This window comes from Dietzia sp. MNB45, from assembly GCF_051994785.1.
Taxonomy (GTDB): Bacteria; Actinomycetota; Actinomycetes; order Mycobacteriales; family Mycobacteriaceae; genus Dietzia; species Dietzia kunjamensis.
On sequence record NZ_CP163397.1, the window covers coordinates 528,733 to 552,568 of the forward strand.

38 protein-coding genes are annotated in these 23,836 nt (G+C 61.0%); 16 read left to right on the forward strand and 22 right to left on the reverse strand.

The genetic code is table 11. The features are described from left to right. Positions 1–75 precede the first annotated feature (75 nt). The 6 genes from AB5G72_RS02525 to AB5G72_RS02550 all read left to right on the forward strand — a co-directional run bounded on the left by AB5G72_RS02525 (position 76) and on the right by AB5G72_RS02550 (position 5,516). On the forward strand, positions 76–1,092 hold the full coding sequence (locus AB5G72_RS02525) for a chromosome partitioning protein (protein ID WP_440220879.1): 1,017 nt from the start codon (positions 76–78) through the stop codon (positions 1,090–1,092). Next, positions 1,082–2,266: a TadA family conjugal transfer-associated ATPase gene (locus tag AB5G72_RS02530; protein WP_440220880.1), complete on the forward strand. Its 1,185-nt coding sequence runs from the start codon at positions 1,082–1,084 to the stop codon at positions 2,264–2,266. The genes AB5G72_RS02525 and AB5G72_RS02530 overlap by 11 nt, the downstream gene beginning before the upstream one ends. Then, positions 2,263–3,138: a type II secretion system F family protein gene (locus AB5G72_RS02535; RefSeq protein ID WP_253003119.1), complete on the forward strand. Its 876-nt coding sequence runs from the start codon at positions 2,263–2,265 to the stop codon at positions 3,136–3,138. Before AB5G72_RS02530 ends, AB5G72_RS02535 begins: the two co-directional genes overlap by 4 nt. After that, positions 3,135–3,797, forward strand: coding sequence for a type II secretion system F family protein (locus tag AB5G72_RS02540; protein ID WP_440220881.1), 663 nt, complete (start codon positions 3,135–3,137; stop codon positions 3,795–3,797). Before AB5G72_RS02535 ends, AB5G72_RS02540 begins: the two co-directional genes overlap by 4 nt. A gap of 69 nt (positions 3,798–3,866) precedes the next feature. Continuing rightward, positions 3,867–4,055 carry a DUF4244 domain-containing protein gene (locus AB5G72_RS02545; RefSeq protein WP_440220882.1) on the forward strand — a complete coding sequence of 63 codons (189 nt, stop codon included), beginning with the start codon at positions 3,867–3,869 and terminating at the stop codon, positions 4,053–4,055. Between the two features lie 33 nt (positions 4,056–4,088). Continuing rightward, complete coding sequence (locus AB5G72_RS02550) at positions 4,089–5,516, forward strand: recombinase family protein (protein ID WP_440221457.1); 1,428 nt, start codon at positions 4,089–4,091, stop codon at positions 5,514–5,516. Here AB5G72_RS02550 and AB5G72_RS02555 read toward each other — a convergent pair. After that, complete coding sequence (locus tag AB5G72_RS02555) at positions 5,490–6,116, reverse strand: hypothetical protein (protein WP_440220883.1); 627 nt, start codon at positions 6,114–6,116, stop codon at positions 5,490–5,492. The two genes, AB5G72_RS02550 and AB5G72_RS02555, sit on opposite strands and share 27 nt — an antisense overlap. A 170-nt stretch (positions 6,117–6,286) precedes the next feature. On the opposite strand from AB5G72_RS02555, the gene AB5G72_RS02560 reads away from it, so the two are divergent. From AB5G72_RS02560 to AB5G72_RS02590, 7 genes are all read left to right on the forward strand, one after another. After that, complete coding sequence (locus AB5G72_RS02560; RefSeq protein ID WP_440220884.1) at positions 6,287–6,541, forward strand: hypothetical protein; 255 nt, start codon at positions 6,287–6,289, stop codon at positions 6,539–6,541. A gap of 5 nt (positions 6,542–6,546) precedes the next feature. Next, entirely contained in the window at positions 6,547–6,780 is a 234-nt protein-coding gene (locus tag AB5G72_RS02565; protein ID WP_440220885.1) for a hypothetical protein, read from the forward strand. Positions 6,781–6,785: 5 nt separating this feature from the next. Then, positions 6,786–6,992, forward strand: coding sequence for a hypothetical protein (locus AB5G72_RS02570; RefSeq protein WP_440220886.1), 207 nt, complete (start codon positions 6,786–6,788; stop codon positions 6,990–6,992). Between the two features lie 11 nt (positions 6,993–7,003). Next, on the forward strand, positions 7,004–7,189 hold the full coding sequence (locus AB5G72_RS02575; protein WP_440220887.1) for a hypothetical protein: 186 nt from the start codon (positions 7,004–7,006) through the stop codon (positions 7,187–7,189). Positions 7,190–7,255: 66 nt separating this feature from the next. Further along, positions 7,256–9,529, forward strand: a complete 2,274-nt coding sequence (locus tag AB5G72_RS02580; protein WP_440220888.1) for a TraM recognition domain-containing protein — start codon at positions 7,256–7,258, stop codon at positions 9,527–9,529. A gap of 5 nt (positions 9,530–9,534) precedes the next feature. Beyond that, positions 9,535–9,789, forward strand: coding sequence for a hypothetical protein (locus AB5G72_RS02585; protein WP_440220889.1), 255 nt, complete (start codon positions 9,535–9,537; stop codon positions 9,787–9,789). A 313-nt stretch (positions 9,790–10,102) separates the two neighbouring features. After that, entirely contained in the window at positions 10,103–10,414 is a 312-nt protein-coding gene (locus AB5G72_RS02590) for a hypothetical protein (protein ID WP_440220890.1), read from the forward strand. A gap of 121 nt (positions 10,415–10,535) precedes the next feature. On the opposite strand, the gene AB5G72_RS02595 is transcribed toward AB5G72_RS02590, so the two are convergent. From AB5G72_RS02595 to AB5G72_RS02680, 18 genes are all read right to left on the reverse strand, one after another. Further along, complete coding sequence (locus AB5G72_RS02595; RefSeq protein ID WP_440220891.1) at positions 10,536–10,883, reverse strand: DUF3846 domain-containing protein; 348 nt, start codon at positions 10,881–10,883, stop codon at positions 10,536–10,538. A gap of 97 nt (positions 10,884–10,980) precedes the next feature. Continuing rightward, the gene (locus AB5G72_RS02600) at positions 10,981–11,268 is read right to left on the reverse strand and encodes a hypothetical protein (RefSeq protein WP_440220892.1); all 288 of its coding nucleotides are present in this window, start codon (positions 11,266–11,268) and stop codon (positions 10,981–10,983) included. Next, entirely contained in the window at positions 11,265–11,543 is a 279-nt protein-coding gene (locus tag AB5G72_RS02605) for a hypothetical protein (RefSeq protein ID WP_440220893.1), read from the reverse strand. The genes AB5G72_RS02600 and AB5G72_RS02605 overlap by 4 nt, the downstream gene beginning before the upstream one ends. Continuing rightward, complete coding sequence (locus AB5G72_RS02610; RefSeq protein ID WP_440220894.1) at positions 11,540–11,914, reverse strand: VRR-NUC domain-containing protein; 375 nt, start codon at positions 11,912–11,914, stop codon at positions 11,540–11,542. Before AB5G72_RS02610 ends, AB5G72_RS02605 begins: the two co-directional genes overlap by 4 nt. Before the next feature lie 272 nt (positions 11,915–12,186). Beyond that, positions 12,187–12,405, reverse strand: a complete 219-nt coding sequence (locus tag AB5G72_RS02615; protein ID WP_440220895.1) for a helix-turn-helix domain-containing protein — start codon at positions 12,403–12,405, stop codon at positions 12,187–12,189. Then, positions 12,398–12,724 (reverse strand): hypothetical protein, encoded by a 327-nt coding sequence (locus tag AB5G72_RS02620; protein WP_440220896.1) that lies wholly within the window; start codon positions 12,722–12,724, stop codon positions 12,398–12,400. Before AB5G72_RS02620 ends, AB5G72_RS02615 begins: the two co-directional genes overlap by 8 nt. Positions 12,725–13,463: 739 nt before the next feature. Further along, positions 13,464–14,261, reverse strand: a complete 798-nt coding sequence (locus tag AB5G72_RS02625) for an ArdC-like ssDNA-binding domain-containing protein (RefSeq protein WP_440220897.1) — start codon at positions 14,259–14,261, stop codon at positions 13,464–13,466. Continuing rightward, positions 14,262–14,537, reverse strand: a complete 276-nt coding sequence (locus tag AB5G72_RS02630) for a hypothetical protein (RefSeq protein WP_440220898.1) — start codon at positions 14,535–14,537, stop codon at positions 14,262–14,264. Further along, positions 14,534–15,121: a hypothetical protein gene (locus tag AB5G72_RS02635; protein ID WP_440220899.1), complete on the reverse strand. Its 588-nt coding sequence runs from the start codon at positions 15,119–15,121 to the stop codon at positions 14,534–14,536. Before AB5G72_RS02635 ends, AB5G72_RS02630 begins: the two co-directional genes overlap by 4 nt. Next, on the reverse strand, positions 15,118–15,420 hold the full coding sequence (locus tag AB5G72_RS02640; protein ID WP_440220900.1) for a hypothetical protein: 303 nt from the start codon (positions 15,418–15,420) through the stop codon (positions 15,118–15,120). Before AB5G72_RS02640 ends, AB5G72_RS02635 begins: the two co-directional genes overlap by 4 nt. After that, a complete protein-coding gene (locus tag AB5G72_RS02645) occupies positions 15,420–15,581 on the reverse strand; it encodes a hypothetical protein (RefSeq protein WP_440220901.1) in 162 nt (53 codons plus the stop codon). Before AB5G72_RS02645 ends, AB5G72_RS02640 begins: the two co-directional genes overlap by 1 nt. Next, positions 15,578–16,000: a hypothetical protein gene (locus tag AB5G72_RS02650; RefSeq protein WP_440220902.1), complete on the reverse strand. Its 423-nt coding sequence runs from the start codon at positions 15,998–16,000 to the stop codon at positions 15,578–15,580. Before AB5G72_RS02650 ends, AB5G72_RS02645 begins: the two co-directional genes overlap by 4 nt. 226 nt (positions 16,001–16,226) lie before the next feature. After that, positions 16,227–16,874, reverse strand: a complete 648-nt coding sequence (locus AB5G72_RS02655; RefSeq protein WP_440220903.1) for a recombinase family protein — start codon at positions 16,872–16,874, stop codon at positions 16,227–16,229. Further along, complete coding sequence (locus AB5G72_RS02660) at positions 16,875–17,348, reverse strand: hypothetical protein (RefSeq protein WP_440220904.1); 474 nt, start codon at positions 17,346–17,348, stop codon at positions 16,875–16,877. Between the two features lie 208 nt (positions 17,349–17,556). Then, positions 17,557–18,114 carry a hypothetical protein gene (locus AB5G72_RS02665; protein ID WP_440220905.1) on the reverse strand — a complete coding sequence of 186 codons (558 nt, stop codon included), beginning with the start codon at positions 18,112–18,114 and terminating at the stop codon, positions 17,557–17,559. Continuing rightward, positions 18,095–18,400, reverse strand: coding sequence for a hypothetical protein (locus AB5G72_RS02670; RefSeq protein WP_440220906.1), 306 nt, complete (start codon positions 18,398–18,400; stop codon positions 18,095–18,097). The genes AB5G72_RS02665 and AB5G72_RS02670 overlap by 20 nt, the downstream gene beginning before the upstream one ends. After that, complete coding sequence (locus tag AB5G72_RS02675; protein WP_440220907.1) at positions 18,393–19,028, reverse strand: ERF family protein; 636 nt, start codon at positions 19,026–19,028, stop codon at positions 18,393–18,395. Before AB5G72_RS02675 ends, AB5G72_RS02670 begins: the two co-directional genes overlap by 8 nt. Then, positions 19,006–19,254 (reverse strand): hypothetical protein, encoded by a 249-nt coding sequence (locus AB5G72_RS02680; RefSeq protein WP_440220908.1) that lies wholly within the window; start codon positions 19,252–19,254, stop codon positions 19,006–19,008. The genes AB5G72_RS02675 and AB5G72_RS02680 overlap by 23 nt, the downstream gene beginning before the upstream one ends. Positions 19,255–19,474: 220 nt before the next feature. Here AB5G72_RS02680 and AB5G72_RS02685 point away from each other — a divergent pair, with 220 nt between their 5' ends. Further along, complete coding sequence (locus AB5G72_RS02685) at positions 19,475–20,191, forward strand: replication-relaxation family protein (RefSeq protein WP_440220909.1); 717 nt, start codon at positions 19,475–19,477, stop codon at positions 20,189–20,191. Positions 20,192–20,265: 74 nt separating this feature from the next. After that, complete coding sequence (locus tag AB5G72_RS02690; protein WP_440220910.1) at positions 20,266–20,487, forward strand: hypothetical protein; 222 nt, start codon at positions 20,266–20,268, stop codon at positions 20,485–20,487. 40 nt (positions 20,488–20,527) lie between these two features. Here AB5G72_RS02690 and AB5G72_RS02695 read toward each other — a convergent pair whose 3' ends face one another. After that, on the reverse strand, positions 20,528–20,770 hold the full coding sequence (locus AB5G72_RS02695) for a hypothetical protein (RefSeq protein WP_440220911.1): 243 nt from the start codon (positions 20,768–20,770) through the stop codon (positions 20,528–20,530). A 1,353-nt stretch (positions 20,771–22,123) separates the two neighbouring features. Here AB5G72_RS02695 and AB5G72_RS02700 point away from each other — a divergent pair. Next, positions 22,124–22,789 carry a DNA methyltransferase gene (locus tag AB5G72_RS02700; protein ID WP_440220912.1) on the forward strand — a complete coding sequence of 222 codons (666 nt, stop codon included), beginning with the start codon at positions 22,124–22,126 and terminating at the stop codon, positions 22,787–22,789. Between the two features lies 1 nt (position 22,790). Here AB5G72_RS02700 and AB5G72_RS02705 read toward each other — a convergent pair whose 3' ends face one another. Further along, the gene (locus AB5G72_RS02705) at positions 22,791–23,096 is read right to left on the reverse strand and encodes a hypothetical protein (protein WP_440220913.1); all 306 of its coding nucleotides are present in this window, start codon (positions 23,094–23,096) and stop codon (positions 22,791–22,793) included. 38 nt (positions 23,097–23,134) lie between these two features. Further along, complete coding sequence (locus tag AB5G72_RS02710; protein ID WP_440220914.1) at positions 23,135–23,803, reverse strand: restriction endonuclease; 669 nt, start codon at positions 23,801–23,803, stop codon at positions 23,135–23,137. Between the last annotated feature and the right edge of the window lie 33 nt (positions 23,804–23,836).

The window sequence follows — 23,836 nt, forward strand, 5'->3', positions numbered from 1 at the left end:
CCCCCTCCACAGGCGGACCGCCGTGAGCCTTCGCGGAGCGGCCGGAGGGCGGGTGGGTGCGCGAGGCTGAGCCTCGTGAACACGACTACGAGAGCGCGGTCCGTCGCGGTGGACGTCGCCGACCCCGATCTGGACGCCGACGTGCGCGCCGTGCTGGCCGCCCTCGCCCTGGACACGGGCCCCCTGGGCGGGAACCACTCCGAGGTGGTGGTCACCGATCGCGCGGACGCCGCCGTGAGTTCCGGTGGTTCACGCGTCGTGCGGGTGGGATCCGACCGCGATCGGGGCGACGACGACGACGAGGTGGTCCGCCTGCCGTCCGGCACCGGCGATCTCGTGGGTGCGCTGCTCGCGCCGGTGCGTACGCGGTCGGGTCCGCTGATCGTGGTCGCCGGCGCGGTGGGCGGCTGCGGGGCCAGCACCCTCGCGGCGGCGCTGGCGGTTCGGGCTGCGCCGTCCTTCCGGACCCTGCTGGTCGAGGCGGACCCGCACGGCACCGGCGTCGATCTGGTGCTGGGCGTCGAGGAGCGGCCCGGGCTACGGGTCGAGGACGTGCGCGCCGACCTGGGCGGACCTGATCCGGAGGCCCTGTGGGGTGCGGTGCCCGAGGCCCTGCCCGGACTCGGCGTCCTGGCGCGGTCCAGGAGTGGACCGGTCGTGGCCGACCCTGTCCGCGCCCTCGACGGCGCCCCGGGAGCGGAGCAGGCCCACCGGTCGGCCGGGGGACTCGTGGTGAGCGATCGCGGTGGGCTCGCCGACGGCGGGCCGGTGTTCGCCGGTGCGGACCTCGTCGTCGTCGTCACCAGGGCCGACCTCCAGGGCGCTGTCGCCGCCGGGAACGCGGTGCGCGACCACCCGGGCGTGGTCCTGGTCATCAGGACCGGACGCGGCGACCCCCTGCACGCCGCCGATGTCGCCGACGTGGCCGGGGCGAGGAACTGGCACGTCCTGCCGGAGATCCGGGCGGTCCGCCGTGCGGCGGGCGCCGGTGAGCTGGCGGCCGCGCTCCATCGCGGACGGGCGGGCCGGGTGCGACGACTGGCCGCGCTCGCCGACGCACTGCTGGAGCAGGTGGACCTCGATGAACGGTGACGATCCGGCGGTGGTCGCACCGCCGGCCGACCTCGTCGACAGGGTGCGCGCGCGGCTCGCCGGCCTGGGCGTGGAGCCCGAGCCGGACGAGGTGGTCCGCGCGGTGCGGGCCGAGTCCGGGGTGCTGCACGGCCACCTCGACCTGCTGCGTACAGCGCGATTGGTCCGCGAGCACCTGGCCGGGGCCGGGCCGCTCGAGGCGCTCCTCGCGAGCCCCGGTGTCACCGACGTCGTGGTCGACGGGCCGGGGCCGGCACTGGTGGACCGCGGACGCGGCCTGGAGGAGACGGACGTCGTCGTACCCACCGAGGCCGAGCTGCGGGCGCTCGCGGTACGCCTGGCCGGACGGGCGGGTCAGCGGCTCGATGACGCCCGACCCTGGGCCGACGGCGTGGTGCGCTCCCGCGACGGGATGGCGTGGCGACTGCACGCGGTTCTGCCGCCGGTGGCCGTGGACGGGACCTGCCTGTCGCTGCGCGTGTCGCGGCCGGCGCAGGTGACCTTCGACCGGTTGGTGGAGGCGGGGACGGTGCATGCCTCCGCGGAGCCGCTGCTGCGGGGGCTCGTCGACGCCCGGGTGGGCTACCTCGTGGTGGGTGGCACCGGCTCCGGAAAGACCACCATGCTCGCGGCGCTGTTGGGGCTGGTCCCGGCGACCGAGCGGCTGCTGTGCGTCGAGGATTCCCCCGAGCTGCGACCCGCGCACCCGCACGTCGTGCGACTGGTGGTGCGGCACGGCAACGTCGAGGGCGCCGGACAGGTGACCATGGCCGACCTGGTCCGGCAGGCACTGCGCATGCGACCGGACCGGATCGCGGTGGGGGAGGTGCGTGGCGGCGAGGTCGCCGACCTGCTGGCCGCGCTGAACACCGGCCACGAAGGCAGCGCCGGCACCGTCCACGCCAACTCGCCCACGGAGCTGCCCGCCCGGCTGGAGGCGCTCGGCGCGCTGGGCGGACTCGACAGGGCGGCCCTGTCCGCACAGGTCGCGGCGTCCCTGCGGGTGGTGGTGGGGATGCGCCGGCTGCCCGACGGGCGGCGGGGCGTCGACTCGATCGGGGTGGTGCGGCGCGAGGCGCACGGGATCGTCGTGGACCCGGCCTGGCGCGCCGACGGTGGGGCGGTTCCCGGCCGCGCGGGCCTGGACGCGGTGCTCGGGGCGAGGGTCTCATGACGGCCGCGGTGCTCCTCGCCGCCGCGCTGCTGGTGTGGCCGGGCGGGATCGCGGCCGGCAGGGTACGCGCGCTCGGGGTCGGCGGTGCGCGGCAGGCGGGCGGTGCGGGGCAGGCGGGCGGCGCGGGGCAGGCGGGCGGCGCGGGCGTGGCCCGGCTGCGGTACGCCCTCGCGCAGGTGCCGATCGGCGTGCTGTGGCCTGTCGCCGCGGGCACGGTCGCGCTCGTGGCGGCGGGCCCGATCCACGCCTGCGCGGCCGCCGTGCTGGGTGGCGCCGCGGCCGACCTGCGCGGGCGGGCCACCGAACGCCGACAGCGTCTCTCGCGACTGGGGGCGTGGGAGCGTGCGCTCGACGACACCTCCTCGGCCCTGCGTGCCGGCGCCGGGCCGGGAGGCGCCCTCGGGCAGGCCGCCGACGCCGCGGCCGCGCACGACCGGCGAGTGGCCGGGATCCTCGCCGCGGCAGGGTCGCACGCCCGCCTGGGCGGCGACGTCGCGGCAGCCCTGCGACCCGCCGGAGGCGACGGCCCGGACGGGGACCGCGTCGCCGGGGAGCTCGCCGGCGCCTGGCTCCTCGCCACCCGACACGGGGTGGTGCTGGCCGACGTCGTGGACGGATTGCGGGCCGACGTGGCCTCGCGGCGGCAGCGGGCGCTGCGTGTGGACGCCACCCTCGCCGGACCCCGAGCCACCTCCGTCATCCTCACCGCGCTCCCCGGACTGGGCGTGCTCCTGGGGTCCGGCTTCGGCGCCGACCCGCTGGGGGTCCTGGGCAGCGGCGCGCTGGGCGGCGGGTTGTGCCTGGCCGGGGCGGTCCTGCTGTCCGCCGGACTGCTGTGGACCGACCGCATCGCGGGCGGTGCCGCCCGATGACCGCGGCCGTCCTCCTGCTCGCCGCCGCGCTGTGCGTGGCGCCGTGGCGCCCGCGGGCCGCCGACAGGGTGACGGCTCTCCCGGCCGGTGCCGAGGGATCGACACCCCGGGCCCGGGACAGCGACCGACCCGGCGGCAGGCTCGCCTCAAAGGTGGCCGCCCGCGCCCTGGCCGCGATCACGCGCCGCGGCCCCACCAGGGCCGACACCGGAGCCCTGGCCCAGCTGGTCGACCTGCTGGCGGTTGCGTTGCAGTCCGGTCTGCCCGTGCCCGACGCACTGGCCGCGGTGGCCGACGCCGTCGACCACTCCGATCCCGCGTCGGCGCGTCCGTTGCGGGCGGCCGCGGCGCGGATGCGGCTGGGGGCCGCCCCGGCCGAGGCCTGGCGGGAGGTCCCGGACGCCGCCCGGCTGGCCCCGATCGCCCCGGTGTTGGCCCGCGCGACCGACGGGGGTGGGTCGGTACTGGCCGCGCTCGGCCACGCCGCCGACCAGTTGCGCTCCGAGGCGGACGCCGACGCCACCGCCCGGGCCGAGCGGGCCGCCGTCATGGTCGCCGGCCCGCTCGGCCTGTGCTTCCTCCCGGCGTTCGTCTGCCTGGGAGTCCTCCCCGTCGTCGTGGGCCTGGCCGACGGGATGCTGCCGGGGGTCCTGCCGTGAGCGGACCGGCCGGCCACACCGATTCCGGGACGGAGACGCCGCCCCGGTCACCGAAGAAGGAGAACCCAGATGAACACCCACCTCACGGCCCACTCCACCGCCCGGAACGCCACCGAGAACGCCGCCCGCACGCCAGCGGTCTCCGCCGCGCCGATAGCCCGGGCCCGTGCCGCCCTGGCTCGACGGTTCAGCGCCGTGACCAGACCGGACGCCGGCATGTCGACGGTCGAGTACGCCGTGGGGATGGTGTTGTTGTAATCCCTGCCCTGACCTGCGATAATAGGGATGTACATGCAACACCGAACGGCAATATATTCTCGGATTTCTGAAGACCCCAAGAGGACTGGTTTAGGTGTTGCCCGACAGCTCGAAGACTGCCGGAACTACGCGCTGGAGCGCGGCTGGGATGTCGTGGCTGAACTCTCCGACAACGACATCAGCGCCTACAGCGGAAAACCTCGACCTGGATATAGAAGCCTTCTGGAACTCATCAAGTCCGGCCAGGTGGACTACGTCTTGGCTTGGCACACCGACCGACTCCATAGGCGGCTGAGAGAGCTTGTCGAGTACTGCGATGTAGTCACAGGCCACAACGTCCTGACGTTCACCGTGAAGTCAGGCGACCTGGACCTATCCACGCCGAGCGGCATCATGATGGCTCAGATCAAAGGCGCGGTGGATGAAGCCTACGTCTCCGAAGCGCGGCTCAAGAACAAGCGTGCTCGTCGGCAGATCGCCGAAGCTGGCAAGCGCCACTCGTGCGGTCGCGTCTACGGGTGGCAAGACGGCGGCAACAAGATTGAGCCGGCCGAGGCTGACGTGGTGCGCGAGTTAGTGCGTCGGATCATCGCGGGAGAGACCCCTACCGCCATCGCTGCGGACTTGAACGACCGTGGCATCCCTACGGTGCGTGGAGCCCGTTGGACCGGCATCGGCGTCCGCAAGTGCGCGGGCCGGGCATCGAACGCGGCTATACGTGAGCACAACGGCAGGCTCCACTACAACGGGCAATGGGAACCGATCATTACCCGCGAAGAGTACGAGCAAGTCACAAGCGTTTTGAGCAAGAAAGTTGTTCACTATCGCCGCTCGACGGGCCGCAAGTACCTGCTGACGGGCCTGGTCTACTGTGAATGCGGCAACAAAATAAGCGCCACGGTCGGGTCTGGTGAGCGCAAACCTGCGTACCGCTGCAAGACCTACTTGTCCAATGATCACCGCCGCATAGGCTGTGGAAAAGTAAGCCGGAACATCGCCGCGCTGGAGCTGCTTACAAAGAAGGCCATTCTAAAGCGCCTAGAAAGCCCGAAGTTGTTGGAGGTCATCAATACTCATTCCAGCAACGAAAGCGCCGTGAAAACGCTTGTAGAGCGCCGAGGGGCGCAGCAACAGCGGGTGGATGAACTCGTGAACGACTACGCCACGGGTTTGCTCACGGCGAGCCAGTTCCGCAGCGCCAAAGAACTCGCAGACGCAACCTTGGACAACATCGACCAACAGCTCGCCCGCGTCCAGGTGGTCGGCACCATGACGATGATCGACCTCACGCGTGACCTAGCTACTCAGTGGGAGTCTGGTGGCATCGCGTTCCGCCGCAACCTGGTTGACCTGCTGGTTGAGCGTGTTACCGTGCATCCGCTTCCCCAGGGCCATCCGCGGGTGATGTGGGAGGGTTTCAGGTTCGATCCCTCGCTAGTCGACGTCGGGTGGCGGGTTTGAATAGCCGAGTTCTTTAGCGGCTGCCTCGATCCGTAACTTAAGTAAATCTCGATCGCGAAGGCAAGATAGTAGGGTGTCAGCGACTTGCTGAGCCCGTTCGACAAGTTCTGGATCGCCCAGAGTCTCTCTCAGAGTGGTCACGAGGTTCTGGGCCACCCAGAATGGACGACCATCTTCTTTCTCTAGGGTGCGCCACTCTAGGTAAGACTTAAAACCAGCTTCGTACGACCTCGCAAATAGCTCTGCCCCGGCGCGCTCGCGGCGAATGATGGTGCTCTCGGACGCCTGCAGATCCTCCGCAACTCGTCTCCTTCGCTCCCCTAGGGGAGAAGGTACCCATTCTGGGGAAATGATGAATGATAGGGCGGCCGCAGCGGCAATTACCTCTTCGGCTACGTCGTGATCGAACTCGCCCAGCTGGTTCGCTAGTTCGAGGTACGAAAAGGTCTTTCTCAATGCTGGCCCAAAGTTAATCCTGAACGCTTGCTCGGGGTGGTCCCCTTCGAACGGCTCTAAGTCTTCGTCGGCCACAGCGTTGTTCTTCGCCATCCTGGTCAGGGCATCGACGCGCCTGCGAACGGTCTCTTCGGGTATCTGCATGACGGGCAACCTACCACCTTGACAGGCAAGCGACCACAGGGCACTCTGTCGTTACCCGAATGGTGACTAACCTGGCACCAGGGCAGGCAACCTCTCAGGAGTTGGTCGCGGTGGCAACGAACGGGAAGCGTCGGAACGGACAGGACATGGCTCGGCAGAGCGTCCACGACATGGCGATGGAACGCGCCTTGGAGCAGGTGAATCGGAGCCTTGAGCTCGATCGCCTCACGGAAGACGCACATGCACTCGACTCATTGCAGGCACTCCACGGCTCAGTCACTCGGCTGGTCGGGGCGGATGTCATCTCGACGGCACGGGGCATGAGCGCAATGGCCGAAGACGAAACGGAACTGAAGCTGCTCTGGGGCATCTTCGAGCCGTACTACCAGCGCTCGCACGACCGAGTGCAGCGCTTCGGGCAGTAAGAGCCATGACGTTCTTCGTCCTGGCCGGCTTGATTGTCCTGGCGGTACTGCTCGTCAGCTCGCTACGGACGATCTTCGGGTCCTCGGGAGGCCAACGCCCTGGGAACACGACTGAACAGGCAGCGCATGAGCGCGCAGCGGAGCAGTTGTTCGAGGCATCACTTGAGCAGCAGCTCGACAGCATCAATACACGGCTCCGGGCGCGTGAAGCGCTCGCTGAGTACAGAAACGTCAGGTGATCGCAATGAGCAGCACAAGCCTTCTCGGGCTCTTCTATCTGGTCTTCTTCTGCGTGGTGGTGATTGGCCTCAGCATCCTCATGCGACCGTATGTCCTCCGCTACCAGCGGTGGGCACTCAAGCGGGAGCTGCGCCAGCGGATCGAGATTCAGGAGGGCTACAACCGCCTGGCCGATGAAGCGTACGACGAGTACTGGGACGAGCGGGATTAGTCATGAGGCGGATGACAGATCGTCTCTTGGGGGCGTTCATCGGGTTCATTGCGATCCTGGCAGGCGCCCAAGTGTTGATCGCTCTGATTCGCCCCTACGTCCCCTACATCCTCGGCGGTCTGGCGTTCTTCCTAACCGTCGTGCTCGTGATCTGGATAGTCCGTCTCTTCTACGGGGGCGGCAAGTTCAACCACTGAGGCATGAGGCGGGGTCGCGTAATTGCGGCCCCGCTTTATGCGTCTGACGTGCGATAATGATGGTACATGGCCTCCATTGTCGCCCTCGTTTTCGTCTTTTCCTTCAGCCTCATCGGAGTGGTCATGTTCTCCAATGCCAAGCAACAGCTGCGCGACAACGATCGACGCTCGTACAAGCTGACTTTCCCCAGCGATCTCGCCCAGGCGCAGGTCGAGTCCTGGCTCCGCTCTATGTCTGCGGTGGCCCCGACTGGTGTGCGACGTGTGAGCGGGGTGGACTCCATTGTCTTCGAGACCCTCGCGGACACACGCGGCATCTCTCACTACTTGCACATCCCGTCACTGCAATCCGAGTACGTCATCGCTCAGCTCCGTGCAGCGGTGCCGTCCATCGACTACGAGCTTCTCAAAGCAGCGCCTAACCCGTGGTACTTCGACTACGGCGTGGAGGTGGGAATGAACTACCCTGATCGCCCCCTCGTCATCAAGAGCGCCAAGGACTTCGCCGGACGGCTCCTGGCCTCGATGGTGGGCATCGGCAAAGGGGAGCGAGTCCTAGTGCAGCTCGTGGTTTCGCCTACCCCACGCCTCAAACGCCCGGTCGCTGAGCAACAGCTCACCTCGACAAGTGCCTCGATGCTGCGCGTGTTGGTCGGAGCAAACCAAGCGACCCGCGACGAGAAGGCCTTCAGATCCCAGAAGCTCGACGATCAGAACTATGCCGTTTCAATCCGTGTAGCCACGGCAGCCAAAGGCTTACCTCGAGCCAAGGGCCTCGCCGGAAACGTGATCACCGCGCTCAAAGCCGAGAACATCGGTCCCGCGGCGTTCGGGGCACGGAAGGTCCCCGTCGAGAAGCTGAACCGGGCGATCAACATGCGCGGCACGCCCCGTCGTGCGACGGCGCAACTGATGGTGTCGGAGCTAGTGGCGCTTATTGGCTACCCGATCGACTTGCCTTATGTGCCAGGCCTCGACAGGCGTAGCACCCGGCATCTCCCCGCCCCTGAGTCTGTGCCTCGTGAGGGGCGCGTGATCGGCACGTCGACCATGCCTGGCAACGAGCGACCTATCGCCATGGACTACAGGGCTGCGGTCCAGCACGCCTACGTTTCGGGCAGTACGACTACTGGCAAGACGACAGTCCTCGTGAACCTGCTGGCGCAAGACTTCGCCAACGGGTGCGGAGCGATTGTCATCGAGTACGACGGCAACCTCATTGAGCGAGGGCTACGCCAAGTTCCTCCGCACCGTGCTCAAGACGTAGTGGTGGTGGACTTCAAGAACAAGGATCGTCACCTCGGGCTGAACCTTCTGGAGATTGAGGAACCGGGGAGTGTTGCCTCACGGCTCGTGTCCATCTTCGAGAAGGTCTACAGCGACAGCGGCCGCAGCGTGATGCTGCGCAAGTACATCAACTACGCGGTACGGGCGATGGGGGACACACCAGGCCTCACGGTGGGTGACCTGGTTCCCTATCTGAACCCGTCGACGCCACGAGAGACTGCTTGGGCCAAGTCGGTGGACTCGAACATCAAAGACTCCGAGATCAAGAGCTTCATGGACGCGTGGCGTTCACAGGCCTCGAAGAAGAGCGGGGATGCAATACGAGAGATCGCCCCGTTGCTGAACCGTATGTGGGAGTTCATGCTTCCCGTTCAGACCCGATACATGCTGAGCCAGTCGAAGTCGACCTTCAACCCGACGGAGATTATCGAAAAGAACAAGCTGCTCTTCGTGAACCTGGCCGGCGTGGACGCACAGGTCGCTGAGATCACCGGGACGCTGCTGCTAGGCGTCATGTGGGACGCGGCGAAAAGGTCTCACCCTGAGAAGCCCAACTTCCTGGTGGCGGATGAGTTCCAGATGTTCAGCCATCTCAACGATGAGTTCATCGACATGCTGGCGACCGCCCGTAAGCGCAACCTCGGACTCGTACTAGCTACGCAGTACATCGACCGCCTGGAGCGGAAGATGCAGGACGCGATCGGCACCAACTGCCGCACGAAGCTGGTGTTCCAGAGCGGCCCCGGTGCCTCACAGGTGCATGTACGCGACTTCGCTGATCCAAGCATCAAAGCCGAGCACATTCAGAACCTCGCCACTTACCACGCCATCGGGCGCGTGGTGACGGATGCCGGAGTGAGTGCTCCACTAACCCTCAAGACAATTCCTGACCCCCGCGGTCACTCTGACGGTGCAGAAGCCCTGGCGCTGAGTCTGAGTCGTTATTCGCGCACGAGTGAGGAAGTAGAGCAAGAGATCAAAGCTCGCAGGGTCGCACCAGACGGTCCCAAATTCGAGGAGCCGGACGTCGGCTTCGCACCACTAGGAGAGTGATTGCAATGAACAGTGATGACGCGAACCAGGTGCACAGCCTTGCCGATGATGTGCGCCGACTGGCCATGGACATCGCGGGACGTGCTGAGGCCGTGATTGTGGAGACGAGAGAGCTTGGCTACGCCATGGATCGCATCCGTAGCGGGGACGTGGACGACCGAACCTTCCAGCGGCTCACAGGGACGGTTGACGAGCTGGAGCACGTGTATCGAGACCATCTGCAGGGTGCGCTGAACACACTGAGATCGCTCCACTTCTAGGAGCTGCGAATCAGGCCCGCCACTCGAACCAACGCAGCATCGTCGGAAACGGTGAGAGATACACCGCTTTCGGCGGTGCTGCGTTCTATTAGGTCTTCGAGTAGTGGGTCTTGCATAAATGGTGGTCTTTAATCCAACAATCCACCTATGCCAAGTGGAGCTAGAAACTCGGCTGGTGGACTGCTGGTTATTCTGGCGCTCGATTCACTTCAAGCCCTTTTATTATGCGCTCTCTTTACAATTATTGCAATGTGTAATTAACTAATTGCAGTTATATCAGCCCGATATAGCAGTACATGAGGAGGTGTTTGAGATGGCTTTCATCTCGAAGCGAGTCAGCGATATTTCGGGGAAGGAACTGGAGGACGGCGAAGTGCTGAACATCGTCGTTCGCAACCATCCCGACCTGGACGAGGCCAAGCAGATCGACACGAGCGAGGAGGAGATCAAGTCCCTCAAGACGGTCGACGGCCTGGTGGAACTGGAGATCAGGCCCGCCAACGGCGAACCCCGCACGGAGTTCGTGACGAAGGCGGAGCTGGCAAAGCTGGTGCCGCTCGACGTGTTGCAGCATGCCGACGCCATTCGCGGCCGACGCAAAGGAGTACGGCTCAACGGCTCGTGACAGACGTGGTGAAGGCGCTAATCCGCTCGCACCACCTACATCCCCCCGATCGCTTGAACCATGAGTTCGCGGTCGGGGGGCTTTTAAAACCCCCGCACTGGATGTACGGGGGTTGCTGTTTTTAGCGAGACAGCACCTCGTCGATCAGGTCCTGCGGTGCACTGGTTGTGTTGCCAACTGCGTCGGGCTTGCCGAGTACCAGCACGTTGCCAAGCAGGATCAGCAGGTTGACGTGCATGTCGAAGCAAAGTTCCCAAAGGAGCAGGGTGCCTCGATTGTTCACAGGGAGGGTCTTGAGCATGCCTTCCTCGTCAACGAAGAACGACGCGGGGTGGTTGGGTACTTCCACCACTTGAAAGAGCCCGCCTATGAGCCCTTTGATGAGGCGGTAGTCCCCACCCTCCAATGTGACTTCCTCTATGGGTAGTTCGCCGTCGCAGGGGATGAACAGTCCGGTGATGGTTGTCATCTCGACTCCCTAGTGGCCTTGTGGCTCGCTCGGGAGGAGGCCGTACCTCACCGAGTCCAGGGGCTCGGGGAGCCCTAGGATTCGGAGACGTGGGCGCTCACTGGCCTTGCTTTACGCGGTCACGTTCGGCTTTGACGTCTCTAATTATCGAGTCGAGCAAGCGCTCTTCGTAGCCGTTCAACCCCTTGCCGTAGTACTTTTGTATTGCAGCGATAATCGAGTCGATCTGCTTTTCGGTGTGGCTGTGAAAAAGGTCCATCAGCATCAATACAAACTGGTCTGCTTCTGAGTGGAGCTTCGTGCGTTGCTCCCCAGTTGTCATTGATGACCACGCAAGTATCGTATGCTCAATATCTCTTCGTAGCTCGTCAGTGTCCTTGCTCATCCGTCGATCCTTCCTCTTTGCCCAGTCGCACCGGCTCGGACTTCGCTGCGTTCAACGGCCTCTATAGTTTTCAAGGTGTCGATGTCGAGCCGTCCCATCGCGTACGCTCTTTGGACTGTTCGGATCTCATCTTCGGTCATTCCCACAGCCATAAAAGAGGTTGATTGCTGGAGGATCGAATCAAGGACGTCCACGGTGGTTCCGTACTTGTTTGTTAATGTGCGGATTAAGTAAGCGTTCTCCATTATCCTATTGATTGCTTGCCAATAACTCATCGCGTTTCTTCCTTCGGCTTCTTCGTCACTACAGTTTCTACAAACCCAATCGCGTCCTCAGCGCCCTTGCAGACCGCAGCACGGAACCCGTACTCGGCCAGGGTGTCCAACCATTCCAGCTGCTCGGGGGTCGCTCGTCCGCCTCTCTGGCGCTTTAACTCGATCGCTATGCGGTGGCCTTCAGCGAAGACGAAGTAATCAGAGACACCACGCTGCACGCCAGCCCGCTTCATGCGGATTGCTCGGCGTTTGGCCGCGGGATCACTACCCGTCTCGTTCGGTACGTGGAAGAACCAGTAGCCCTTCAGGCGCAGCCAGGCCACGAGAGCCTCGCCCTCTTGCTGTTCAGTAGGGCAGGGGTTAAGCGCCATCACCTGACCCCTTCTCGAACAGCGATTCTCTGCCCGCTAAGGTCACGCGCCGGCCACGTGGCTTATCAAGTTGTCCCCAAGAAACCAGGGCATCCTGACAGTGGTTGGCCAGCTCTACGAGCTCCTGAGCGCGCAGCATGGCCGTGCGTCCTATGCCTCGGATGACATCGGGGTCTTGCAGGTCGAGCCAGTCTCGCTCGCTGCCGAGCGGTATCTGGTCGTCATCCTCTGGGTCGTAGACGACGTGAATCTCGCGAGGTGGGTGTTCGAACCTACTCATCGCGGTGTCCTCCGTAGACGAACTCCCAGACACCGTCCTTCCTGCGCTCAGAGGCGATGATGTGACCTTCCTGGCGAAGGTCGTGGATGCGCGCGCCGTAGCGGAAGCAGATGTTGTTCAAGACCACGTTGGTGACGCGGCGGTGCTTCTTTAACATCCGCAGTATCCGTGCGGTCTGTGATTCTTTCGGTTTGCTCTCCTCGCTACTCATGGTCCCCTCCAATTGTTTCCTTTACTAGTGCTCCAACTCCCTCGATCGCTTCCTCGCGGCTGATCTCGCCGTTGTCCGCTGATGTCATTGCCATCTCGAACAGCGCCCGTCGAGCCATCAGCTCGCGCTGGTGGCGGCGGAGCATGTCACGCCAGACGTCGTTGTTGTCCAGGTGGGCGTACTCCAAGAACTGAGCTCGCTTGTGTGCCCAGAACGGTGCCGAATATAGGTGTGGTTTCTTCTCCATAATTGTTGCGATCGAGATCGCAGTACCGGCGTGGATGGAATAACTACTGGGAGCGTGCCCTTCTGTTTCCACGCCAGTACTGTGGTCTCGATTGACACCAGAAGCCCTGACAGTTACCCGCTAAAATCGGAACTCGTGAGCAGTGCACTGCGCAGAGTGAATATCTCCCGCTTCTGATGCCATCCCCCACCATCACAAGCAACAGTGACGATGGGGGATGGTTGAGCGTATGAGTCAGGGGTAGGAGTTCGCTACACTCCGCATAAGGTGTCCGAGACTTACTAGACTCCGTAGTCCTCCGTGCGGTGAGGCCCAGAACGCTAACCTTGCCTTGCTCTTGGCTATACCCCTGGCTACTACGCTCAATCTACTTTTCAAGGTGCTGACTCCAGGACGCTCGCAGTCGCCCTGGAGTGAATCAACTGAGAAAAACAGCTTGCCTAGGTCTTTGGCTAACGGCCGTGCAGTGGAGTGATCCACCGCAACGAGCAAGCTTCTTATCTCATCTGTTCGTCTAGCTCGTCCGGTAGCCGTGTGACTAGGTATAGCGTGACCACCGGAGTGACTATGATTGCCACCGCGAGCATTACATTAAAGAGCATGGCGTCCGAGCATCCTTGTGATGCGGTGCTTCACCCGGTAAAGGATCGCCCGCAGCTCGGATGGATGCCGCAAGTCCTCGTAGTAAAGCTCAAACTTTGATAATTCGCTTTCGTCTTTCATGTAATGCTCCCGTTTAGTTGTTCCATTACTATTATGCGCTTTCTGATACTAATTGCAATAGTAATATCGCGTGAAAGCGGTGTAGCGTTTACAACTGTGGATAACCCGCTTTAAGTATCTCGTCTGACGCTTTGAACACCTGGCTGATCGCCTGCTCGTTTGGCGTCTCGTCCTTGAGCCAACTGCTGATGTACGCCCTGGACTCGGCAGGGTCGAACTCATCACGTAGGTCTAGCTCGTTCATGACTATGTACGCCGTGCCCTCGGCCTGAAACTCTTTCTCGCCCCGGTGCTGCACGTACTCGGCGTGAGCCTCTCGGACGGTGTGGTTCAGAACCACGTGCCCGAGCTCATGGATTGTCGTCTTCATCGGGTAGCGGGCGATGGGGGAGACGGCGATGTTCCGCTCAAAGCTAAAGCCCTGAAGGTTGCCGTCGATCTGGTCGAAGGCGACCTCACGGATAGCCAGCGCTCCCAAGGCACGTTCCTTGCTCCAAGTGGGGTGCTCGACTTCGGGGAGTGGCTCGCCCTCGGTGTCGGAGTAGGCGAACGCTCCCTTCACGGGCTTGAAGCGCATGTACTTCTTGGGGTCGCCGTTCTCGTCAAGCTCGTCCTTCGACTTCACCGTGATCGGGCGGTAGATGTACTTGCCGCTCGCACCTTTCACCACGTGACGGTCGAACTCCTTCCAACCCTCGTAGCTGCACACGGGCTCCCGTACGCCCTGCATGCGCAGCAGCATCTGGTTCCGGATGGAGTAGGTGTGTGCCCGGTTGTAGGTGGTTAGCTCTCCTGGCTCAAGCGTCAGGGCTTCGTGCAGCAGGTCCGCAGGTGTCAGCTTGGCGACTGCCTCGGGGACTTCCGCTGGTCGGCGACGGCCGGCCACTTACGTAGTTGCCTCCGAGAATGGGTCAGCCGCGTACAGCTTGTCCATCTCAGCAAAGTGGTCGGCGAGAGCCTGAGCCTCCTCTTCTTGAGCCCTGAGGTCTTTCTCGGTCACAACGAACGTATGTCGACCGCCTTTTATCTCTGATAGAAGCTCGCCAGTGCATCCGTCGACCACACCGCAGATTATGTGCGCACCACCAGGACGTTGGCTCGCTCGTACCGCATCCTTGTTCTCGCCACAGTAGAAGCAAGCGTCGAGGTACTGCTTGCTCATCCCTCGCCCTCAACAATCTCCACGTGTGGTCGGTAGAAGTCACCCGCCCAGCGCCAGGTCTTGCCCTCGGCGCTCAGCCTGCGATTGAGCTCGTACTCCTCGTCATCCGCTCCAAAGTCGTCTGCCGCCTCCAGTCGTCGGATCAGCGCTGGTGTAGATACTCCGAGGAACTTCTGCCGGATTGCCTCGGACAGCTCATCAGCCGCGGGCTCTGCCTCTACGGCGGTACTAGGCTGCTCAAGCCAAAGACCGCCCCATCCGTCGATTGCCTCGGGGGTTTCGCGGCTCGCTACGTACGCGGAGAGACTGCGCATCCATATGGCGATCTCCTCGGCGTGGGCTTCCTCCGCCTCGAGCAGCTCCCGGTCGATCTCATCCTGGAGACCCGGTGTGATCTCTCCGGTAGACGCGAAGGCGTACATGGCGCTCGTCTGCCCCGTGTGGAGCATGGTGGCGATCATGCGGCTCGTCGCGTCATCAATGCCGCGTTCCTGGGAAGCGGCCTGCTCGATGGAACTAGTGACTAGCTCGTCGTCGTAGACGCGGCGGGGTTGCTCTTGGTTTGGTTTGAATTCTTCTTTCACATCACCTCCTTCACTTTGTTATTCGTAGTAATCCCCTCGGACCGATCAAGCTCGTAGCACTCACGGCATACGCCGAATCCCAGCCCGTAGCCGTTGTGGATTGTCGGCGAGGTGTAGCAGCGGCCGTACTCCTGAGTGGTGCCGCACGAGGCGCAGTTCACGACGACCCACAGGTCTGTCAGAAGCGGGCAGTGCCACTCAGCGGGGACCGCGTAGGGCTCGTACGCGTGCTTCGCGTAGTCCCACTTGCGCATCGTGGTGTCGCTGAAGAGCGCCTCTCGGTTCAGTGCGACGACCATCAGTTGTGATCCCGCCATGCCTTGATGGCGCTACGCACGAACAGTGCGACGGCCACCACGACGAGTATCAGTAGCCCGACGCAGACCGCGACGATGACCGTCAAGCCGAGCACCTGGACCGTTGCGAGCAGGAGACCGATCATCTCTTGGAGCCAGGTCATCGTCCGTCTCCGAGCAGCATCTTTGGATCGGCGGCTATCTTCTCGAACAACGTCACACCGCGGTCGTCCACTGCGTATGGCAGGAACAGTTGCGGCAGCACCACGCTTTTCGTTGCGAGTAGCGCCATCTGGGCTTCGACCCAGTCCTTCGTAATCCTCCAGGCGACGCGCCGAGCGTGTGGTTCCTCGTAGCGGACTCGGTCGTTCTTGAGGACTTGCTGGGTGCTCCTCCAGTCGGCTGGCAGTCGGAAGTTAATCGGGTTGCCTTCGAGCATGATGCGGAAGCTCACGGCCACGACCTGGCCGGTCTCGTCGTAGTCCTGCATGATGCTGCTCGCGCCAGCTTTTACCAAAGACTTCGTGATGTCCTGGACGCTTTTTTCTACGGGCACTTTAGTTGTGTAGTTCAAGAGCGGCATGTCACCTGCGCTCCTCTTTCTCAACTGCCACGACCTGCCACACGATCCCGGCGCACATCATGAAGATGCCGTACAAGTAGTGCACCAACAGAAACACGACCAAGCCGCAGATTATGAGTGAAGCGGGACCCGGCTTGACGTCCTGCCTATATGCTGATTTTCGTTTAGTCATTTCAGACCTCCATATTAAGTTGTTGTCAAATGCGCCGAATGCGCTACGTTTTTTCTATACGTCCGTTTTCCTGAATCGCTCAATCAGTAGTTGAGTGTCTAAATCTTCGTCCCGAATGTAGCGACGCAACGTACTGATGTTCACTTCAAGCAGGCGGGCAATCGCGGTTCTGGGGACGCGCTTTCGCATGTAGCCGAGAATCTCGTCGGACTTGCCGTGAAGCTTGCGGTTTTCTGCACGGTGGCTGCCGGGTGGCCGGCCAAGCCTCACGCCCTCGGCTTTCTTGCGAGCGAGCGCCTCCCGCGTCCTGGCGCTGATCATCTCGCGCTCTACCTCCGCCGCCAGGCCGAGCCCGATCATCATGATCTTGCTCGATAGGCCTTTTGCGAAGGTCACGTCCTGCTTCACGGAGACAACGACGATGCCGCGGTCAATGCAGTCCTCCAGCACGTTTAAGAGCGTTCGGACGCTACGGCTGATGCGGCTGATCTCGCTCACGATGAGGGTGTCGCCTGCTCTAAGCCGGTCGATCAGGGCGCCGACCTTACGGTCCTTGAGTTGGAGAGTCCCGCTCGCTATGTCCTCGTCCCACTCCTCGATGGCCAGCCCACGAGCCGAGCAGTAGCGCTCGATCTCGTGTCGCTGGTTCTCCAGGTCCTGCTTGTCTGTCGAGACACGGACGTAGGCGATGACCCGGCTCATCTAGTCCTTCTTCACCCGCAAGGTGCCCGCTTCGATGCCGAGCTTCTCTTCGAGCTCGGCTACGGATAGCTCTGTGGTCTCAGTCTCGGGAGCATCTTTGAACTTGAAGCCACGCTCGTTCAGTTCATCTGGGGTGTACCAAGCACCCGCCCGGTCCTTATTGACGTAGCTGCTGAGCAGCACGCTGTTGGGCAGGACGTCGATGGCACGGAACTCATCGTCATCTGAATCGAGAAGGATGTCGCCCGGTTGAAGGTCGTGAAGCGTGCGCTCTACGGGTTCGAGGTAGTGACCGTTTTGTTGTCCCCAGTGCTTTGAGTAGCATTCGCCTCCGTGAGGACCCTCAATATGGATGTCTCCGTTAGAGTCGATCTCGGTAATCGTTACTAATTCCCCGGGATCGGCCACCTCGCACACCTCGCCGACCATTCTTGCTCTGTCGCCAACTTTGAACTTAGTTGTTTGCTGTGTCATACCACCTCCTCTAACTCTTGTGGTTTTCGGCGGCGGCTAATGCGGCCGCCCTTAGTTCCGGCAATGCTCGCCAGCTTGGGGTTCGCGGCGAAGCCTCCGGTGTTCCCGTTCTTGCCACCCAGGGCTCCGATCCGCTTATAGAAGTCCGCGCCGTGCAGCTTCATATTCGTCTGTGCGGCCTTCTTTCCACCCTGGAGAGTGCCCGGCATTAGAGGCGCCCTCCGATCTTGTCCATAAGCTTGCGCCACCAGGGCCGATCGTCTTGTCCCCGATCGAACCAGGAGAGGTCTAGCGCCTGATTGTCCCCTTCAAGGGTTTGAACGCGGTCCTCTAGCTTTTCCTGCTTCCTGGACACTGACAGCACGTTGGAGTCGAGGCTCTCTAGCTTCGTTTGAAGCTCTGCTATATCTGTTGTGACCGTGTGTGCCGCCCTGTCTGCGACACTGGGTTCATCCCGCCGTGATGCAGGGTTAAACGCGTGGCCTGGTCGCTTGAACTCCCGTGTGGTTGGGGCTTGAGGGAGTTCCTTAGCCGTAGGTGCTTGATCAGGCTTCGCTACAGCTGGACTGCTCGCCTCAGACTTGCTAGCCGTGCGCTTGCGCTTCGCTCGCCACGTCTCGTAATCCTTGGCGCTCTTGATGCTCTTAATGGTGCGCAGCGAGTAGCCAGTGTCGGCCTGCGTCGCGGTGACTCCTTGAGCGGCGATCACGGCCTTCAGGTTCTTGAATGCGTTCTCATTGATTCGTTTAGTGCCTTTGTAAGACATAGTCGTTCCTGGCGCTGAGCGCCGCTTTACGTTGTTGCTTCAAATCTTCGGTTATCTCGGTGCCTCGGTAGGGGCCAGCCACAAGGGCAAGCGTGAGGCTGAAGGTGTCATCGTTCAAACGGATGCAGGTGCCACACACGTTTGGATAGGTAGTGGTGGGGGAGAGACAGACGACACACCTTCCCGCGTGCGGCGTGTCCGCCCACAACTCATCGAACAAGACGGTCTTTCCCTCTGCATCTTGATCGTGGCGGTCGTAGGCTTCTGGGCCGTAGAAATCACTCACTGGTGGCCTCTTGCTCCGCTAGCTTTTCCTTGAGCTTCTCGATTACCGCTGACGCGTCGGCTGAGGTGTCGATCTTCATCATGACCGTTGCGTACCACTCGTCATCGTGACCGAGCTGCTGTCCCATGCGCTTAATGGCAGCGAGTTGCTTCTCGCTCGCTTCCTTCTTCGTGCTAGCGCGGGGCGCTGTCTGAGGGGCGCTTGCGGGCTTGCTGTTGCCAGCCTGGCCATCGTCATCGTCCTCAGTTGCGATGCCTAGGATTGCTCCCAGGGCGTAGCGCTTCATGTAGGTGTATAGCGAGCCGAGCTCCTGAGCGGTTTTCTGCTTCGTCGCAATATCAAGCCGCGAACTAATCGACTGGCCTGAAGTGTGCACGAGCGTCGTAGTGAGCACGGTCCACTCGTCGCGTCCACCATCAAGATGCTGGATTACCGCGAGGCCTGCTTGTTCTAGTGGCTTCCTGATCGTGTCTCGGATAATCCCGAGATCGGCATAGCTGTAGCCGTATTTGCCAGCATTAGCCGTCTTCGTCTTCTCGACATTGGGGCACGACCCCTGAAACTTCACTAGTGCGGCGTAGAGTTCTTTGTTGTCTGGTGCGGAATCAGTCCTTGTTTCCTTCTCCATCCTCTAGCTCCTTCTTTACTTGTTTAAGCATCGCCCTGTACTCGGGTATCTTTCGTAGACCCGTGACGATAATGTTGTTCATGCTGGCTTCGTAGCCGTTCTTGTACTTGGCAGAGAGTCGCCGTAGGGCTTCCCGGTCCTCCGAGTGCAGGTGTATTACTAGCTGCTTTTTCCTCGTGCCGTTCCGCTTGGGTGCTCTGTACCAGGTTGTTTCATTAGTGCTCATTGTCCATTCAATGCTCGCTCCCGTTTAACTTGATAGTGTTTTTAGTATGAACGGTTATGTTAGGCATTGCAATAGTAAAACTAAGTAGTAATTACAACAGTACAATCTGACGTGCGGATCGCTCGCGGGAAACACTGGGACTCGACCCACGCCCATACCGCCGTTTACCTGGGTGTTTAAGCGCTTGACGCCGCGGACTGCTCGCTTCATAGTGTGGTTCATGATTCTCTCGCCGCGCGACATGCAGATTTTGAGGCTCGTGGGGAGGTTCGGGCAGATGACCACGAGCCAACTCCGCACTTGCTGCTTCGCTGCGAATAAGTCACCCACAGCCTCTGAGCGCGTCTTAAAGCGTCTAGTCGATACCAAGTGCCTCCGACGCTTTGAAACGCGCACCGTGGGCGGCTGGAAGGGCGGGAGTGGGCAGTACGTCTATCAGCTCGGGAGCAAGGGCTGGACTGCGCTGCGGCGCGACGGGAAGTACTGGCCGTATAGAGCAGTGGACCTTCACCGCCTGGCGACTGCTGGGGTGTATGTCCAGGCAGTAGAAGCGTCACATGACGGATTGCTAGAGATAGACGGCTACACCTGCGAGCCGGATACATGGCAGACCGTCGGCGGCGCTGAGGTACGCCCAGACCTCGCGCTAGAGCTGAAGCTAGAGCAGGCGCGGCTTTACCTGTGGCTTGAGGTGGATATGGGCACGGAGCGCCCGAAGCAAGTCACGGAGAAGCTCACGCGCTACTGGCACGCGTATAAACACTGGAACACGGAGCACGCCGGCCAACCGTTCCCACTGGTCGTGTTTGTCGCCGTGGATGAAGAGCGCAAGCGGGAACTGGTAAAGATCACGGCTCAGAATGCGAATGCTTCGAAGCTGTTCCGGGTTCTATTACCGGAGGAGTTCGAGAACCTGTGGAAAACTGTCGCAATCTAGCGTTTTACTATTGCAAATAAAGAGGTGGGGCTTCATAATAGTAAGTGGAATAACAACTAAATAGGAGCATCAACATGAATAACGTGTCCACTTTGGAAGCTATAGAAAAGTCACCTGTCTATCAGGAGATCATGCGCGACTCATTCGGCGGCGTGATCTACAACGTAGCGAACGCGGGAAAATATCAGACCGAAGAGATCGAGAACATTTGGAACTCTACAAGCCCGGCAGAGCGTGAGTGCGCCGGGGGAGTAATGAAGGGGGCCTTTCATTTCCTGGAGGATTACCGCCGATAGCGCTGGGGTCCAAGTCCGGACCTAAGTCCAAACGCCTCGTCTAGTCGCGGGGCGTTTTTGGGTACTTCGGAACCATCCGCTGCCGTTTAGCGTCGTAGCGCCAACGCTTGTCCTCTGCGCCGATCACGTAGCGGGCTATATACATGACGCGGTTCTTGGACTGCTGGCGCTCGTGATGGAGTTCACCGGGAATGCGGGGCACAACATAGGTGGGGGCGGCGTAGACTCTGCCGATTAGTTCGGAGGGGTCCAATGTCCTACCGCTATTGTTGTTGATGCCCATATATGGCACCAGTATCGCACAAGAAACTATTTCCAACAATAGAAGATTGTTGTATTATGTAGGTGGCCTAGTCGGAGTACTCATTCCGGTAGGTAGTACTTTCCGCACTTTTTCGCACCTCCACGGTGCGTTTTACCCCCAATTCAGAAGCCCCACGACCGAACAAGTAACGTGGGGCTTTTTGTTTAACGTGGGGCTTTTTGTTTTGGGTATTGTAAAGCTGTAAGCGAAATGCTTAAATGGTGGCAACTCATTCACTAAATAAACCTAGGGGGTGAGGGGTAAGCAAGAAATGCAAAAGCGCCCGGGTAAAGGGCGCTACTGCTAAGTGTTTCACTAAATAAACCTGATACTATTATATCTCGTTTTGACTTGTTTGCAAAGACCTTTTTTGTACAAATGAGTTATACGATCTCATACCAACAAAGACGTAGATCGAGTGTGGAGCCAATACCAGGCGCTGTCGGAAGCTGACAACCTGGTCCTCCCTCTGCACTTGATCCCAATAGGTGCGAATAAAGATGTGGGAAGAGGACGCGAAAGCGGAGGGCTTAGAGCTAAAGGCGGTAACACAGTAGTCCGCGCCCTGATATTGAAAGCACTGTACAAGACTGCGTTAGAGAGGGTTCCTCGTAAGATTTAATAATCAGGGAGGGATAAAGCTTGATATTGGGTTAAGGAGAAAATGAAGCAATATGAGTACAGTAAGTAGCTATCGTGACCAACTAACTGAGCGTCTAGAGCGCAACCGGGCCAAACGTGCCGCAGCAATAGCCAACCAGGACAAGGCCAAGCCCTGTGAGCATGACTGGCAGACGTTCCGCGAGACGATCGTGCCTGAACGCCTACGACACCAGCTAAGGACGCTAGACGGCCATACGACGAGCTTTAAGGGCTCTTCTGCCCACTTCGTCGTACGTGGCTGCGTGAAGTGCCATGCGAAGCGTCGCGTGGACTATGTAGTGAGCATGCTATAGCGGGCGAGTGAACTGGTAATCAACCCACGTGCGAATCGTGCGGTAGTAGTCACGCGCAATGTAGTACGTCGTAAGTTTGTATGCTGGTTTGTTGTTTATCTTTATCGTCATTACATAACTATTTAAGCATAAACCGCGAGTTTAGTCAATAGCAATAGGCCTTTCTCGGCTCACTTATGGTAGTATGTCGCGGGTACTCGATGCATATTCGGCTGGCGAAAGATTGGTAATGACAGAGGCACTGCCAAAGAAGCGCAAACGACCTGAGGGAAAGTCTACGAACTCCGTAGTGCTCTCGTCCTCGCTGGGCAATAACGCGCCGGTCTTTCGGGACATTCTTAGACTCTTTGTCCCCGTAGGTTCAACCGTCGCTGACGTGACTTGGGGCAAGGGTGCTTTCTGGTCGTTGGTTCCAGACGGTCTTTATGACGTGCGCGCCACCGACATCCAGATGGGCGTGGACTGCAGGGACCTTCCGTACGAAGACGGCTCGATTGACGCCTTGGTTCTTGACCCTCCTTACATGGAGGGTTTGTTCCGCAAGTCCACTGGGCACATGGCCGGCGGCGGTAGTCACTCCGCCTTCCGGGAGCGCTATAGCGACAGCCAAGCTACGGAACACGTCGAGGGAGCTCCGAAGTACCACGATGCGGTGCTTGATCTGTACTTCAAGGCAGCGCAAGAGGCGAAGCGGGTGCTGCGCAACTACGGTGTGTTCATCGTTAAGTGCCAGGACGAAGTGTCAGCCAACCGGCAGCGGCTCACGCACGTCGAGCTGATCAACGAATGGGCGGAAGACTTCTACTGCAAGGACCTCTACGTCGTCACCCGAGGCAACCGCCCGGGGATCGTGCGGGTCAAGAAGCAGGAGCACGCACGCAAGAACCACTCCTACTTCCTGGTCTTCGTGAAGCGGAACCCTGAGTACCCGAAGCGCATACGTCCGACGAAGCGTGAGGCTGAAGCGCTAGGGATCGCTGATGCTCCCGAGTGGCCCGAGACAATGCCAGCTCTAGAGCAGGAGAACAACGGGCTGTTCTGACCTAGAGTCCGCCGCGCCCGCCTTTGCCTCCAGTGCCCCTGGCCTTGGACTGGGCGCGACCGCTGCTCTCTCGTCGCATGGCGTAGTAGTCGAAGTCGGCGCGATCGGCCTTCCGCTTCTCCCTTGCCTGTTTGACTTCGGGACGCTGCTCCAGACGTTCATCCTCAAGCGCTTCCATGAGAGCGATAGCGAGGGTGTCTGACTTGCAGCTGCGGACGACGGTCCCGCCTTCGACCAGGTCGTAGCCCTCGGCGGTCTTGATCACCGCAAGGTCCAGGTCTTTCACGCGGGCTAGGTACTCGCTCATCATCCTCCTACTCGGATGGGCAGCACGACGCTATAACCCTAGCGCTCCTCGACTTCCTCGCCAGCCACCTTGTCGACGTGGCTTATCTGGATGCCCTTCCTGCGCTGTTCGACAACCTCGTCCATGAGGGCGTAGAGATTTTCGGTGTAGGGAGGGGCGAGCGGGTCAGGTACGACCTGGCCGGTGCGGAGCAGGTTCTCCTTCTGGTAATCGGTGTAGTCAATCGCCTTGCCGCGGTTGTTGCCTTCGAGCGTCGTAAGATCCTCGTTCTTGCAGAAGGCGAAACGCCAGCTCTGGTATCGGTCAAACAGATTCACCGCAACAATGTCGAACTCGCCGACCGCAAGTGACGTTGTGTGGACTGAAGAGCCGTCGTCGAATTGGACGGGGCGAGCGTCGGACGCATCGCACTGGTACGGCAGCTTCCACGTGCCGTCGGCCTTCTTCCGTACGAGGTTCTTCTGGAGGCTTTTTACCTCGATGCCGATGCGCTCACCCTTGTAGGAGACGATCCAATCGCCCTTCTCTACGCGGTCATGGTCGTCGGGCTTATAGAAGTCGCTGATCTCCGGGTAGTTCTGCAGGTACAAGTTCCGGAACTTGAGCTCCGCGGCGTAGCCCTTCACGAAGGACACGAGGCTGGGGTTGTTTGTGAGCAACTCGTTGATGTCGTTGTAGCTCAGGTCCCAGTCATCCAACAGTCCCACGGCGGCGCTCCTAGGTCGGTCGTTCAAGTTGGC